We start from the raw sequence: 13,332 nt of genomic DNA on the forward strand, positions 1-13,332 counted from the left end.
GACCCGTGACCACCGAAGAGTTCGAGCTCCCCCGGTCGCGGCGGGCCAACGAGCGGCTGCACGCCCTGATCCCCGGCGGCGCGCACACCTACGCCAAGGGCGACGACCAGTATCCCGAGGGCCTGGCCCCGGTCATCAGCCACGGCCTGGGTGCCCATGTGTGGGACGTCGACGGCAACCGCTACATCGAGTACGGCTCCGGCCTGCGGTCGGTCAGCCTCGGGCACGCCCACCCGCGCGTGGTCGAGGCGGTGCGGCGGGAGATCGGCCGGGGCAGCAACTTCGTCCGGCCGTCCCTCGTGGAGGTCGAGGCGGCGGAACGCTTCCTCGCCACCGTGCCGACCGCCGACATGGTGAAGTTCGCGAAGAACGGCTCCGACGCCACCACCGCCGCCGTGCGCCTCGCCCGCGCGGTCACCGGGCGCCCCCGGGTGGCCCTCTGCGGGGACCATCCCTTCTTCTCCGTCGACGACTGGTTCATCGGTACGACGCCGATGTCGGCGGGCATCCCGGCCACCGACCTCACGGTGACGTTCCCCTACGGGGACCTGCCCGCCGCCGAGGAACTGCTCTCCCGCCACGAGGGCGAGATCGCCTGCCTCATCCTCGAACCGGCCACCCACTCCGAACCGCCGCCCGGGTACCTCGCCGGTCTGCGCGCACTGGCCGACCGGCACGGCTGCGTGCTCGTCTTCGACGAGATGATCACCGGCTTCCGCTGGTCGGAGGCAGGCGCCCAGGGCCTCTACGGCGTGGTCCCCGACCTCTCGACCTTCGGCAAGGCGCTCGGCAACGGCTTCGCCGTCTCCGCGCTGGCCGGGCGCCGCGAACTGATGGAGTGGGGCGGCCTGCGGCACTCCGGCGACCGGGTGTTCCTGCTGTCCACCACGCACGGCGCGGAGACCCACTCGCTGGCCGCCGCGATGGCGGTGCAGACCACGTACGTCGAGGAGGGCGTCACCGCGCGGCTCCACGCCCTCGGCGAGCGGCTCGCCGCCGGTGTGCGCGGGGCCGCGGCGGCGATGGGCGTCGGTGACCACCTCGTCGTACGGGGACGGGCCAGCAATCTGGTCTTCGCCACCCTCGACGGGGACGGGCAGCCGTCGCAGGAGTACCGCACGCTGTTCCTGCGCCGGCTCCTCGCGGGCGGGGTGCTCGCCCCGTCGTTCGTGGTCAGCGGTGCGCTCGACGAGGACGACATCGACCGGACCGTCGACGTGGTGGCCGAGGCGTGCGCGGTGTACCGGAAGGCGCTGGACGCCGGGGATCCGGGCGCCTGGTTCGCGGGGCGGCCGGTGAAGCCGGTGTTCCGGCGCAGGGTGTGAGCTGAGGCGGTGCCGCTGTCGTGAGGTGCGGAAGCGTCAGCGGCGCACCCGTCGGCCGGTGTCGGCCGTCCCGTCGTCCGTGGGGACGGCCCACCGGTCGGCCGCCCGGTCGACCAGCCACGCGGTCGCCGTCACCACCGCGAGCGCCGTGCACCAGCCGCCGAGGGTGTCGGTCGGGTAGTGCGCGCCCAGGGCGACCTGCGCCCCGCCCATGGCGGCGCCCGCGATCAGCCCCGCGGCGAGCACGAGCGAGGTGCCGGCCGTCCTGCCGAGGCGGAGGCGGCCGGCCACGAGCAGCGCCACCACCAGGGCGAACGCGGTGAGGAAGGCGGTGTGCCCGCTCGGGAAGGACAGGTTCTCCTCGCCGTGGATGGTGCGTCCCACCAGGGGCTTGAGGAGCGTCGTCGTCGCCACCGTGAGGCCGACGCCGGCGACGAGGAGCACCGCCGCGCGAGGACGCCGCAGCAGCAGGCAGCCCGTCACGGTGATCCCGATCAGCGTCGCCGCTCCCACGGGCTCCCCCAGGAAGTCCACGGCCAGGGCGACGTCCCGCCACCGCGGCGCCACGCCGTCCACCGCCGCCCCGATGCGCGCGTCCACCCTGCCGGGCGCGCCGCCGTCGGCGTACAGCACTCCCAGCGCGAGGACCGTCAGCGCGGCGAGGACCGCGAGCGGCCCCAGCCACGCGCGCAGCGGCGGGTGCAGCACCGGGGGCGCCGGTCGGCCGGTCACCCACCCACCGCGTCCGGCCGGTGCGCGGTCGACGGCGGACCCGCTGTGTCCCTCGAATCCGACGTGTGCAGCAATCGTCAACTCCCCCGGTTCTCCGCGGACGTTCCCCCGAAGGTCCTCCACGGCACCTTAACCAACTGCGGGGGTGCGCACGGCGGATGACCCGAGGGAGTGCGCCGCGCGGGGACGCATGCGCCGGGTAGGTTGAGCGGGTGACCACTTCGCCCTTGATCCTGTTGCTGTCGGGAAGCCTCCGCTCCGGTTCCACCAACGAGGCCGTGCTGCGCACCGCGCAGGACCTGGCGTCGTCCGTGGACGTGCGCGCCGTCCGGTACGACGGTCTGGCGCGGCTTCCGCACTTCAACCCCGACGAGGACACCGACCCGTTGCCCGCCGCCGTGACCGGGCTGCGCGCGGCGATCGACGCGGCGGCGGGGATCCTGATCTGCGCCCCGGAGTACGCGGGCACCCTGCCGGGTTCGTTCAAGAACCTGCTCGACTGGACGGTCGGCGGAACCGAGATCTGCGACAAGCCGACCGCCTGGATCAACGCCGCCGCTCCCGGCCGGGGCCAGGGCGCGGACGCGACCCTGCGGACCGTGCTGGGCTACACCGGCGCCGCCATCGTGGAGCAGGCCTGTGTGAAGGTGCCCGTGGACCGTGGGACGGTCGACGGGCAGGGTCTGATCACCGACCCGGACGTACGGGGCGAGATCGCCCGCGTACTGGGCCTGCTGGCCGGGTCCGCCGCGCCGGTCGCCGTGGCGGACCCGGCCTGACCGCACGGTCCTGACCGTACGGCCGGGAGAACCGCTCCCCGCTAGCCGAGGATGCGCCGCTTCTGGGCCTCGAACTCCTCGGCGGTCAGCACGCCCTGTTCCTTCAGGTCCCCCAGCTGCTTCAGCTGGTCGATCTTGGCGCTCATGTCGTCGGCGGCGGGCGCCGGGGCCGCCGGCGGCGGCTGCGGGGGCTGCTGCTGGTACTGCTGTTCCTCCTGCTGCGCCCAGCGTCCCGCCTGCCGGCGCGACACACGGTTGGACACCGCGGTGGCCGTACCCGCCACGACGGCGGTACGGGCGACGCCACGAAGAAGTCCGGGCATGATCAGTCAACTCCCAGGAACATAGGTACGGATCCGGCCACGACCGCACGGCTCACGCCGCGCCCTCCGCCGCTTCCAGCGAGGCCAGCAGCGCCTGGACGGGAATCCGCCCGCCTGCCACCAGCTGCCCGCCGCCGCGCCGCATGGCCCGTGCGAACGGGGCCGCCCACACGTTCTCGTACACGATGATCCCGGCGGAGTTCCCGGGCTCCAGCGCACCACCGGCGTCATCGATGTCGCTCTGGTCCAGCAGTCCCGACGAGGCCCCCTCGAACACCGAGAGGTCCATCTCGCCCCCCATGTCCCTGAGTTCCACGACGGACACCGAACCGTCCTCGCCCTTCTGGACGAACAGCAGGTCGAGGACCCGGATGATGCCTCGGTCGACCAGATCGACGAGCAGGGGAAATCCCTCGCCCGTCATCCGGCTGCCGGGAAACTCGACAATCAGGTAGTCGACGGGCCCCATGTCCTCGAGCTCCGAGAGATCCTCGCTCATCGCCACTCCTTCACCTTCGGGCTCGCGCCCCAGCGCGCGGGAGGAACCGGACCGCCGCCCTCATCGGTGAGGGACGGCGGGGCGGCACCCCTGCCATTCCAACACCACCCGCCATGCCCCGCACCTGATGTCCCTCCCGCCCTGAGCCGGTCCCGGGCGCGTCGCGCCCGGCCCCGTGCGCCGAGAGGCGTATCGGCGGATCCTGGGAGGGGAGCGCCACAGGCCGGCCCGAGACCGGCCCGGCTCCGACGGATGGTGACGGTGAGCGCCGTGGTCGAGACCGACGAGGACACGCCGGGGCTTCCCCTCGGTGATCCCTTCCTGCGGACGCGGATCGTGCCGCCGACGCTGCCCGCCACGTTCCTGCGCAGGCCCCGGCTCGTCGAGCGCCTCGGTCCGGCCCCCGGCACGCCGCTGACCCTGGTGAACGGTCCCGCCGGGGCCGGCAAGACGCTGCTGGCCGCGGACTGGGCGGCCGGCCTGGGCCGTCCGGTCGCCTGGCTCACCGCGGAGGCCGGGGACGAGCGGCCCGCGGTGTTCTGGACGTACGTCCTCCAGGCGCTGCGCGGCAGCGGGACGCCCCTGCGGCCCGCGCTGGCGGTCCGGCCGGACGCGCCCGGGGTGGACCCCCGGCTGCTCGAAGCGCTCGCGGCCGAGCTGTGCGAGCTGGCCGAGCCCGCGGTGCTGGTGATCGACGAGTTCGACCGGGTGACCTCCCCGGAAGTCGCGGAGCAGCTCGCGCTCGTCCTGCGGCACGCGGGTCCGGGCCTGCGCCTGGTCATCGGCACCCGCACGGAGCCCCTGATGCCCCTGCACGGCTACCGGCTGGCCGGACGGCTGACGGAGATCCGCGCCGCGGAGCTGGCCTTCACCCGGGAGGAGGCCGGCGCCCTGCTCGACCTGCACGGCCTGAGTCTGTCGGCCGACGCGGTGGGCGCCCTGGTGGACCGGACGCGGGGATGGGCCGCCGGCCTGCGGCTCTGCGCCCTGGCGGCGCGCGAGAGCCCCGACCCGGAGGCGTATCTGAAGGACTTCGAGGCGGACCGGAGCACGGTCGCGGACTTCCTGCTCGCGGAAGTGCTCAAGGGCCGGTCGGAAGAGGCCCAGGACCTGCTGCTGCGGGTCAGCGTCCTGACCCGGTTCGACCCCGGCCTGGCGAACGCCCTCACCGGCCGGATCGACGCCGAGCCGCTGCTCTGCGCGCTGGTCCGGGAGAACGCGTTCGTCGAGGCCCTCGGACACTCCTCGTACCGCCTCCACCCGCTGTTCAGGGAGATACTCCGGGCCCACCTGCGGGAACGTCTCCCCGCGCTGGAGCCGGAACTCCACCGCCGGGCCGCACGGTGGCTGCGCCGTTCCGGGTCGCTGTACGAGACGCTCGCCCACAGCACCGCAGCGGGCGAATGGGGCTTCGCCGCCGACGCCCTCGTCGAGGATCTGGCCATGGGGCAGCTCTTCACCGGTCTGCGCTCCGACGACCTGGTCCGGCTGTGCTCCGCGATGCCGCCGGAGGCCACGGGCACCGCGCCGGAACTCGTACGGGCGGCCCTGGACCTGTCCCGGTACGACCTCCCCCGTGGCCTCGCGCACCTGCGCCGGGCCGGGGAACAGCTCGCGGACTCCCCCGCCTCGGAGGCGCCCGAGGCGCAGCTCGGCCGCGCGCTCCTCGAAGCGCTGGCCGCACGCCTGACGGGCTGTCCCGTACGGGCCGAGAGGGCGGCGGAGGCGGCCGAACGGCTACGGCAGGAGGTGCCCGCCCGGCTGCTGGAGGGGCATCCCGAGCACGGCGCGCTCCTGGGGACGCATCTGGGCTCGGCGCTGCTGTGGGCCGGGCGCTTCGAGGACGCGCGCGCCACGCTGACCTCGGTGGCCGAGAGCTCCCGTTCGGACTCCGTCGCGCTCCCCCTGGAGGAGTCGAGAGAGCACCTGGCGCTGATCGACCACCTGAACGGCTGGCCCGGCAGGGCCGAACGGAGGGTGCTGGCCGGGGCGGCCGGGACGGAGGCGGAGCCCCCTCCGGAGCCCGGCCCCGGACGCGCGGATGCGAGTGCGGGTCCGGCTCCGGTACCAGGTCTCGGCTTGGGGCCGGGTCTCGCGCTGGGGCGGATCGTCCTCGCCGCCGTGGCCGTGGACCGCGACGAGCTGGACCGGGCCCGCGCGCTCCTCGACGAGACCGCGCAGCTCGACGCGGCGACGCACGATCCGGTGACCTCGGCGGGACGGGCCCTCGCCCTGGGCCGGCTGCTGCTGGTCGAGGGCCATCCGCGCGCCGCCGCCGCGGCGGCGCACCCCGCCGTCGCGGCGGCCGTCGACTCGCCCTGGGCGTCGGGCCACGAGGCGCTGGTCGTCTCCGCGGCCCACCTGGCCGAAGGGCGGCCGGAGCAGGCCGCCGAGCTGCTCGGCGACGTGACTCCGGATCATCCGGCCGTCGCCGTGGAGGCGGCCCGGATCCTGCTCGACGCGGGCCGGGCCGAGGCGGCGGCCGAGCTCGTGGACGGCATCCGCGCCGGCGGCCGGGCCGGGCCCGCGGTCACCGTGCGGGCGGCGCTGGTCAGGGCGCACGTGGCGGAGGAGGCGGGGGACGGCGACACCGCGCGCAAGCTCGTCGCGCAGGCACTCCTCGACGCCCGGCGCGAACGGCTGCGCCGGCCGTTCCTGGACGCCCGGCCGTGGATACGGCACCTCCTGGCCGTGCCGCCCCTGCGGGAGCTGGCCGCCGGGTGGCTCACCCCGGGTCCGGCGGCGGCCGCGGCCCCGGGGGCGGCTGCGGCGGATCCCGCGCCGCCGCTCGCCGTGGTGGGACTCAGCGAACGCGAGCGCGACGTCCTGCGGCGGCTGGCCCTGATGATGTCGACGGAGGAGATCGCCGCCGACCTGTACCTCTCGGTGAACACGGTGAAGACCCACCTCAAGGGGGCCTACCGGAAGCTCGCGGTGAACCGGCGCAACGACGCGGTGCGCCGCGCGCGCGAGCTCGGGCTGCTGTGAGCCGCCGGGGGGTGCCGCCGCGCCGTGGGGCGCCGCCCCGCCGTGGAAGGGCCCGCGCCCGCCCCGTACTTCTTCCGCCTCCCCCGCGACGGGTGAGGCGGAGCGCCGGTCTCTCCGCTCCAATGGGACGGGCGGCGGGCCGCTCCGGGCCGCCGCCCGTCCGGGCACCGACCGTGGCCCGGCCCGAGAGGGCGAGGTGGACAGCGTGAGACGCTGGAGCGCTCTGATCGTCCTGGGGACGGCTCAGTTCCTGATGGTGCTCGACTCCTCCGTCATGAACGTCTCCATCAGCCAGCTGGTGGAGGACTTCGACACCGAGGTCACCGCCATCCAGGCCGTCATCACGCTGTACGCGCTGGTCATGGCCGCGTTCATGCTGATCGGCGGCCGGCTCGGGGACATCCTGGGCCGCCGCCGCGTGTTTCTCCTCGGACTGGTCGTCTACGCCACGGGCTCGGCCCTGACCGCCGTGGCACCGACCCTGTGGGTGCTCACCCTCGGCTGGTCCGTCATCGAGGGACTCGGCGCCGCCCTGGTACTGCCCGCCATGGCCGCCCTGGTCGCGGAGTCGTACCGGGGGCGGGACCGGGCCGTCGCCTACGGGGTCATCGGCGGTCTCGCTGGCGCGGGAATCGCCATCGGTCCGCTGCTCGGCGGCTGGGTGACGACGTACCTGACCTGGCGGCTGGTCTTCGCCGGTGAGGTCGTGGTCGTCGTGGCCGTCCTCTGCGCCCACCGGGCGATCCCCCGGACCGAGGACACCGGCCGTCGGCCCCACCTGGACGGTGTCGGCGCCGCGCTCTCGGCGGCGGGGCTGGGGCTCGGCGTGCTCGGCATCCTGCAGAGCAGCACATGGGGATGGGTGGAACCCCGTAACCCGCCCTTCACGATCCTCGGGTTCGCGCCGACGCTGTTCGTCGTCGCCGCCGGGATCGCCCTCCTGGTCCTCTTCAGGAGCTGGGAGCACCGGCGCGAGAGCCGGGGGGACGACCCCCTGGTGCATCTGTCCCTGCTGGGCAGGCCGCCGCTGCGGGCCGGGCTGCTGACCCTGGTGAGCCAGAACCTCATCCTGCTCGGGCTGTTCTTCACGATCCCCCTCTATCTCCAGGTGGTGCAGGGGTTCGACGCCTTCGAGACGGGGCTACGGCTGCTCCCGGTGTCCGTCGCGATGGTCGTGGTGTCGCTGTCCGGAACCGCGCTGGGGCGGTGGGTCGGGCCGCGCCGGGTGGTCCAGCTGGCCCTGGTGACCCTGCTGGGTGCCGTCGTGTGGCTGCTGGCCACCATCGACCCGGTCATCGACGACGCGCAGTTCGCCGGGGCGATGGCGGTGCTGGGCGTGGGGATGGGGCTGCTCGCCTCACAGCTGGGCAACGTCGTGCAGTCCAGCGCCGGCGAGGGCGAGCGCAGCGAGGTCGGCGGCTTCCAGTTCACGGCCCAGAACCTGGGTTCCGCGCTGGGCACCGCGCTCATCGGCTCGATCCTGATCGGCTCCCTGGCCAATGCCTTCACCACCCAGGTGGCGAACGACCCGCGTCTGTCCGACGAGGCCCGCCACCAGACCGGTGTGGCGCTGGAGGCGGGCATCAGTTTCGTCTCCACCGATCAGGTGCGTACGGGGGCGGAGAACGCCGGATTGCCGGCCGCGGAGGTCGAGGCCGTCACGGACTCCTACGCCTCGGCGCAGCTCGACGGCCTCAAGGCCGCGATCCTCGCCACGGGCGGCATCGCCCTCGCGAGTCTCGCGGTGACCCGGCACCTGCCGGCGGGCCGGTCGGGGCGTTCCGGCGGGCCGGACGCCGGGTCCACGGCCGGGGACGGGCCGAGCTCCTGAGCCCGACGGCCGACTCACCTGTACGAGGTGAGGCGGGAGAACCGCCCCCGGCGCACGCTCGTAGCGAGAGAGCCGCCCGTCCATCTCCCCAGGCCACCGCGGGAGAGCAGCTGATGCACTACGAGATCCGCGTCGAGGGACACATGTCGGACACGCTGACCAACGCGTTCCCGGAGTTCAGCCATGTGGTGATGGCCGGCCAGACCGTGCTGTTCGGCCCCGTCGTCGACGAGGCGCATCTGTACGGGCTGCTGGCCCGCCTCCAGTCGCTGGGCCTGCACCTGGTCGAGATGCGCCGGCTGCCGGGGCACTGACCGCCCGGCCGGACACCCCGGACCGAGCACCGTGATCCCGACCGAACGAGGAGGAGACATGACCACGTCGCCTGGCCCGGCGCCCGCCGCCGGACCGGAACCCCTGGCCGAGGGCGCGCCTCCCGCGCCGGACCCCGCGGACCAGCTGGCGCGCCTCGGCAGCTCGTGGACCTGGATCATGGGCGCGGCCGTCGCGACCCTGGTGCCGGGCGTCCTGGCGCTGGTCTGGCCCGATGTGACGCTGCACGTCCTGGCCGTACTCATCGGGCTGTACCTGCTGGTGATGGGGGTGTTCCGGTTCGTGGCCGTGTTCGCGCGCGAGGAGTCCGGCGAACGCCTGCCGGGGCTGCTCCTGGCCGTGCTGTTCGTCCTCGGCGGGGTGCTGTGCCTGCGGAACCCGCTGCAGACGATCGCCGCGCTCTCCCTGATCGTCGGCGCCGTCTGGCTCGTCTCGGGCATCTTCACCCTCTACACCGCCATCGCCACCAGGAACATGCCGCACCGTGCCGTCGTCATGGCCGTCGGCATTCTGGGCATCGTCGCGGGAATCGTCGTCCTCGCCCTGCCCTCCGAGTCGGCGCAGGCCCTGACCCGGCTGCTCGGCCTGTGGCTCGTCCTGCTCGGCGCGGCCGAAGCCGCGGTCGCCCTGGCCTGGCGGTCCACGCTCCGCAGGGCGGGCATCAAGGGCGGCCGGGACGAGCCCGGCACGTCGACCCCGTGACCCTCCGGTGAGGGCCGCCGCTCACCCGTCCCGGGTGAGGCACCCGGCTCCTCGCCACGGGCACGCTGAATGAGGGGAACCGACCGACGGTCGGCTGCCGGAACGGAGGAGACATGTACCTGGCGTACGACTTTCCGCTGCTGAGCACCTTCTGGGCGCTGCTCTGGTTCTTCCTGTGGATCCTGTGGTTCGTGCTCCTCTTCCGGATCATCGTCGACATCTTCCGCGACGACGACATGAACGGCTGGGCGAAGGCCGGCTGGTTGGCCTTCGCGATCCTGCTGCCCTTCCTCGGCGTCCTCGTCTACGTGATCGCCCGCGGCAAGGGCATGGGGCGCCGTGAGATCGCGCAGGCCCGAGCCCAGCAGAAGGACTTCGACGCGTACATCCGCGAGACCGCGTCCGCGCCCACCCGTCCCAGCAGTGTCGACGAGCTGGCCAGGCTGTCCGATCTCCGCTCGCGGGGCGACATCACCGACGAGGAGTTCCGACAGGCGAAGGCGCTGGTCCTGACCGATGCCGGGCCCGCCGCGGCATCCCCGCCCGCGGGGACCGTCCCCGAGCGCTGACTCCGTATCCGGCACACGAATCGAGGAACCGAGATGACCGCCACGCACACGCCGCACGCGGTACACACGACGAGACAGGCCTGGGCGGGCGGGGTGACGATCTTCGCCGCCGTCATGCTCGGCATCACCGGTGTCGTCGGGATCTTCCGGGGCATCATGGCCATCGCCGAGGACGAGGTCTTCGTCAACACCCCCAACTACGTCTTCAAGTTCGACCTGACGAGCTGGGGCTGGATCCATCTCGCCCTGGGTGTCATCGCCGTGATCGTGAGCCTGGGGCTGCTCCGGCCGACGATGTGGGCGCGCGTCGCCGGCGTGGGGATCGCCGCGCTCGTCATCCTCGCCAACTTCATGTCCCTGCCGTACTACCCCGTCTGGTCGGTCCTCATGGTCGCGATGTCGGGGTTCGTCATCTGGGCGTTGTGCGTGGGCGGAGGGGACGGGGCCACGACGGAGTAGCCGCCGTCCTGAGGGCGGCCCGGGGCGACGGTTCCCCGGGCCGCCTCTCGCGCACGGGTCAGGACAGTCATCGGCCGTGGACGGCCGCCCGCCCCTCTTCCGTCGGTGCGGCCGGGCCCGGGGAAGCCGCCCCGTAGTCGTCCGAGTCGCCCCGGACCGTACCCGAGGTCACGTGGCCGGCGAGCCCGAGGAGCAGGAAGAGCCAGACCAGGACCTGTGCGGGAGTGCCCAGGAGGAGCGGCCGGGTGGCGGACGCCGGCTGTGCGGCGGCGGGGTGGGGGGTGTCGCCCAGGATGCCCTTCGGGTACACGGGCGTCAGCATCATCGCGTAGGCGGACAGCCGCATCCGGTACCGGACGACGGCCGCCGTGGCGCCGAAGACCGGCTCGGGCAGGCGTCCCAGGACGAGGCAGATCAGCCAGAACACCCAGCCGATCGCGAACCAGCCGGTCTGCGCGAGGCTGGCGACGATCGACGCCGGGATCATCAGGATCAGCCGGAAGAACACCGCCCAGCGGTTGAGCGGGGTGCTGCGCAGTTCGATCCGGACCGGGTGGCCGGCGGCGTCGAAGGAGAACGGCGGGTAGCGGTCGACGAGGAGGGTCGCGCTCGCCAGGACCCGGGTCTGGTAGGCGAGGACCGAGCCGAGGAAGGACGCGATCGGGTCGGGCAGCCGCCCCAGGACGAGTGCGCTGAACCAGCCCGCGATCGTGACGAAGAACGCGGCGAAGGACAGGACGACGACGACGAGGAACTGCGGCAGGAGCAGCAGCCAGCGCAGCAGCACCGTCCAGCGGCGCTGGCTGCCCGGTGGGGGCACGTCGAGGACCGGGCGCCATTCGCCGCCGTCGGGATCGTCCGAGGTACGGGGTTCCCAGCCTGTCGCCATGTCGGCTCCGTCTCCTCCTGGATTCCGCGGTCACCTCGATGGTGGCGCGGCCCGCCCGGCCCCGCACCAGGACATCGGCCACTGGAAGGAGGGCGCCCCCGCCCGAACCGCGAGAGTGCCAGCGGTTCGGGGGCGGGGGCCGGTCCGCTATTCGTCCATCTCGTACGTGCCCGCCAGCGCCTCGACGTCCTTCCAGACCCGCTCCGAGCGCGCCGCGTCGACGACCGGCCGCCGGACCGCTCCGAGCGCCCAGGCCTGCTGCGCCCCGGTGGCCGAGTCCTTGCCGTGGAGCTCGACGGCGTGCGCGGAGAAGTCCCGTACGAGGACGGCGAACAGCTCGTCGAGGACGTCCTCGTCGAGTCCCGTCAGGCGGGCCTGCTCCAGGACCAGCTGGCCGTGGACGACGAGCGCGAACAGCTGGCCGACGGCGAGCAGCAGATCGAGGTCGCGGCTCTGCTCCTCGTCGGGGGCGGCGGTGGTGACGAACGCGCAGAGGGCGTCGGCCTGCTCGCGGAAGCGGCCGACGTTGGGCAGGTGGGCGTACGCCTCGTACGCGGGCCGCCAGTCGTGGAAGCGTACGGACCCCAGGCCCCGGGCCGGTCCCTGGTTGAAGAGGAAGGTGTCGTCCGCGTCGTCCAGACGGGTCGGGACGGGCTCGTACGCGGCCGGGTCGAGCAGGTGGTTCCGCATGAACTTGAGGATCAGCGCCAGGTTGACGTGGACGGTGCCCTCCAGCTTCGGCAGGCCCCGGATCTCCACCGCCGCCTGGGCGAAGTAGTTGTCCTTCTCGAAGCCCTTCGCGGCGATGACGTCCCACATCAGGTCGATGACCTTCTCGCCCTCGGTGGTCACCTTCATCTTCGTCATCGGGTTGAAGAGGAGGTAGCGGCGGTCGTCGGGTCCGGCCGAACGGAAGTAGTCGACGGCGCGGTCGCTGAACAGCTTCATGCCGACGAGCCGGACGTACGCGTCGGTCAGCTCGCGCCGCACGTGCGGGAAGGCGGTGACGGGCCGGCCGTACAGGACGCGGTTGTGGGCGTGGGTGACGGCCTCGTACATCGCGTGCTCGCAGATGCCGATCGAGGCGGTGCACAGGTTGAACTTGCCGACGTTGACGGTGTTGAGCGCGGCGTCGAAGGCGGCACGGCCGGTGTGCAGGACGTCCTCGGCGGCCACCGGGTAGTCCTCCAGGCGGAACTCGCTCACGAACTTCGACGAGTCGACGACGTTCTTGACGAGGTGGTACGCCGGATGGCGGCTGTCGGCGGCGAAGAAGACGTACCCGTCGGGGCCCTCGACGTCGGTGCGGCGGCCGAAGACGGAGACGAGTCCGGCCGCGTTGCCGTTGCCGATGTAGTACTTCGATCCGGTGGCCCGGAAGCCGCCGTCGGCGTCGGGCTCCAGGAGCATGTCGGTGGAGTAGATGTCGGCGCCGTGCGACTTCTCGGAGAGACCGAAGGCGAACACCTCGCCCTGGGCGAGGAGTTCGGCGGCGCGGGCGCGGGCGGCGGCGTTGTCGCTCTGCCATACCGGGCCGAGGCCGAGGACGGTGACCTGCCAGGCGTACCAGTAGTCGAGGCCGTAGAAGCCGAGGATCTCGTTGAGGGCGGCGATGCGCGCGGTGTCCCAGCGCTTCTCGGACTCGCCCTCGGCGGCTTCGGCGGACGGCGTCAGGAAGGTCTCGAAGAGCCCCTCCTCGGCGGAGAAGGCGAGGAAGTCGCCCAGCCAGGCGCGGGTGCGGTAGTCCTCGATCAGCCGGCGCTTGCCGCGCGCCTCGAACCAGTCGACGGTGGCGCGCAGCAGCCGCCGGGTCTCGGGGTCGAAGTGCGCGGGGTCGTAGGTGCGGGGGTTGAACAGCGGCGAGTCGGCCATGTGCTCCGTCTTTCGGTCCGGTGGGCGAGGG

13 protein-coding genes are annotated in these 13,332 nt (G+C 73.3%); 8 read left to right on the top strand and 5 right to left on the bottom strand.

Annotated elements, in window-relative coordinates; all coding sequences use genetic code 11:
* Positions 1-5: 5 nt before the first annotated feature.
* Positions 6-1,325, top strand: a complete 1,320-nt coding sequence (locus ASD33_RS32250; RefSeq protein WP_056568797.1) for a glutamate-1-semialdehyde 2,1-aminomutase — start codon at positions 6-8, stop codon at positions 1,323-1,325.
* 36 nt (positions 1,326-1,361) lie between these two features.
* On the opposite strand, the gene ASD33_RS32255 is transcribed toward ASD33_RS32250, so the two are convergent.
* Complete coding sequence (locus tag ASD33_RS32255; RefSeq protein ID WP_056568800.1) at positions 1,362-2,057, bottom strand: phosphatase PAP2 family protein; 696 nt, start codon at positions 2,055-2,057, stop codon at positions 1,362-1,364.
* 212 nt (positions 2,058-2,269) lie between these two features.
* Here ASD33_RS32255 and ASD33_RS32260 point away from each other — a divergent pair, with 212 nt between their 5' ends.
* Complete coding sequence (locus tag ASD33_RS32260; protein WP_056568803.1) at positions 2,270-2,836, top strand: NADPH-dependent FMN reductase; 567 nt, start codon at positions 2,270-2,272, stop codon at positions 2,834-2,836.
* 41 nt (positions 2,837-2,877) lie between these two features.
* On the opposite strand, the gene ASD33_RS32265 is transcribed toward ASD33_RS32260, so the two are convergent.
* Positions 2,878-3,159 (bottom strand): SHOCT domain-containing protein, encoded by a 282-nt coding sequence (locus ASD33_RS32265; RefSeq protein WP_056568807.1) that lies wholly within the window; start codon positions 3,157-3,159, stop codon positions 2,878-2,880.
* Positions 3,160-3,211: 52 nt separating this feature from the next.
* On the bottom strand, positions 3,212-3,658 hold the full coding sequence (locus ASD33_RS32270; RefSeq protein ID WP_199863633.1) for a DUF6325 family protein: 447 nt from the start codon (positions 3,656-3,658) through the stop codon (positions 3,212-3,214).
* Positions 3,659-3,919: 261 nt separating this feature from the next.
* Between ASD33_RS32270 and ASD33_RS32275 the strand changes: the two genes are divergently transcribed.
* The 6 genes from ASD33_RS32275 to ASD33_RS32300 all read left to right on the top strand — a co-directional run bounded on the left by ASD33_RS32275 (position 3,920) and on the right by ASD33_RS32300 (position 10,540).
* Positions 3,920-6,646 carry a LuxR C-terminal-related transcriptional regulator gene (locus ASD33_RS32275; protein ID WP_242427208.1) on the top strand — a complete coding sequence of 909 codons (2,727 nt, stop codon included), beginning with the start codon at positions 3,920-3,922 and terminating at the stop codon, positions 6,644-6,646.
* Between the two features lie 205 nt (positions 6,647-6,851).
* Complete coding sequence (locus tag ASD33_RS32280; protein ID WP_056569007.1) at positions 6,852-8,477, top strand: MFS transporter; 1,626 nt, start codon at positions 6,852-6,854, stop codon at positions 8,475-8,477.
* Between the two features lie 113 nt (positions 8,478-8,590).
* A complete protein-coding gene (locus tag ASD33_RS32285; RefSeq protein WP_056568814.1) occupies positions 8,591-8,791 on the top strand; it encodes a hypothetical protein in 201 nt (66 codons plus the stop codon).
* Positions 8,792-8,849: 58 nt separating this feature from the next.
* A complete protein-coding gene (locus ASD33_RS32290; RefSeq protein WP_056568818.1) occupies positions 8,850-9,512 on the top strand; it encodes an HdeD family acid-resistance protein in 663 nt (220 codons plus the stop codon).
* A gap of 113 nt (positions 9,513-9,625) precedes the next feature.
* Positions 9,626-10,081: an SHOCT domain-containing protein gene (locus tag ASD33_RS32295; RefSeq protein ID WP_056568821.1), complete on the top strand. Its 456-nt coding sequence runs from the start codon at positions 9,626-9,628 to the stop codon at positions 10,079-10,081.
* A 33-nt stretch (positions 10,082-10,114) separates the two neighbouring features.
* A complete protein-coding gene (locus ASD33_RS32300) occupies positions 10,115-10,540 on the top strand; it encodes a hypothetical protein (protein WP_056568824.1) in 426 nt (141 codons plus the stop codon).
* Positions 10,541-10,607: 67 nt separating this feature from the next.
* On the opposite strand, the gene ASD33_RS32305 is transcribed toward ASD33_RS32300, so the two are convergent.
* Together ASD33_RS32305 and ASD33_RS32310 are read right to left on the bottom strand one after the other, a co-directional pair.
* Positions 10,608-11,429, bottom strand: a complete 822-nt coding sequence (locus tag ASD33_RS32305; RefSeq protein ID WP_063992007.1) for a DUF4389 domain-containing protein — start codon at positions 11,427-11,429, stop codon at positions 10,608-10,610.
* A gap of 147 nt (positions 11,430-11,576) precedes the next feature.
* Positions 11,577-13,301: an acyl-CoA dehydrogenase family protein gene (locus ASD33_RS32310; RefSeq protein WP_056568826.1), complete on the bottom strand. Its 1,725-nt coding sequence runs from the start codon at positions 13,299-13,301 to the stop codon at positions 11,577-11,579.
* Positions 13,302-13,332: the final 31 nt, after the last annotated feature.

The sequence above is a fragment of the Streptomyces sp. Root1304 genome (assembly GCF_001426405.1).
GTDB lineage: Bacteria > Actinomycetota > Actinomycetes > Streptomycetales > Streptomycetaceae > Streptomyces.

Excerpts from the sequence above, each read along its gene's own strand:
- ASD33_RS32265 (WP_056568807.1), bottom strand. The coding sequence starts at position 3,159 with ATGCCCGGACTTCTTCGTGGCGTCGCCCGTACCGCCGTCGTGGCGGGT.
- ASD33_RS32270 (WP_199863633.1), bottom strand. The coding sequence starts at position 3,658 with ATGAGCGAGGATCTCTCGGAGCTCGAGGACATGGGGCCCGTCGACTAC.
- ASD33_RS32285 (WP_056568814.1), top strand. The coding sequence starts at position 8,591 with ATGCACTACGAGATCCGCGTCGAGGGACACATGTCGGACACGCTGACC.
- ASD33_RS32290 (WP_056568818.1), top strand. The coding sequence starts at position 8,850 with ATGACCACGTCGCCTGGCCCGGCGCCCGCCGCCGGACCGGAACCCCTG.
- ASD33_RS32295 (WP_056568821.1), top strand. The coding sequence starts at position 9,626 with ATGTACCTGGCGTACGACTTTCCGCTGCTGAGCACCTTCTGGGCGCTG.
- ASD33_RS32300 (WP_056568824.1), top strand. The coding sequence starts at position 10,115 with ATGACCGCCACGCACACGCCGCACGCGGTACACACGACGAGACAGGCC.
- ASD33_RS32305 (WP_063992007.1), bottom strand. The coding sequence starts at position 11,429 with ATGGCGACAGGCTGGGAACCCCGTACCTCGGACGATCCCGACGGCGGC.
- ASD33_RS32310 (WP_056568826.1), bottom strand. The coding sequence starts at position 13,301 with ATGGCCGACTCGCCGCTGTTCAACCCCCGCACCTACGACCCCGCGCAC.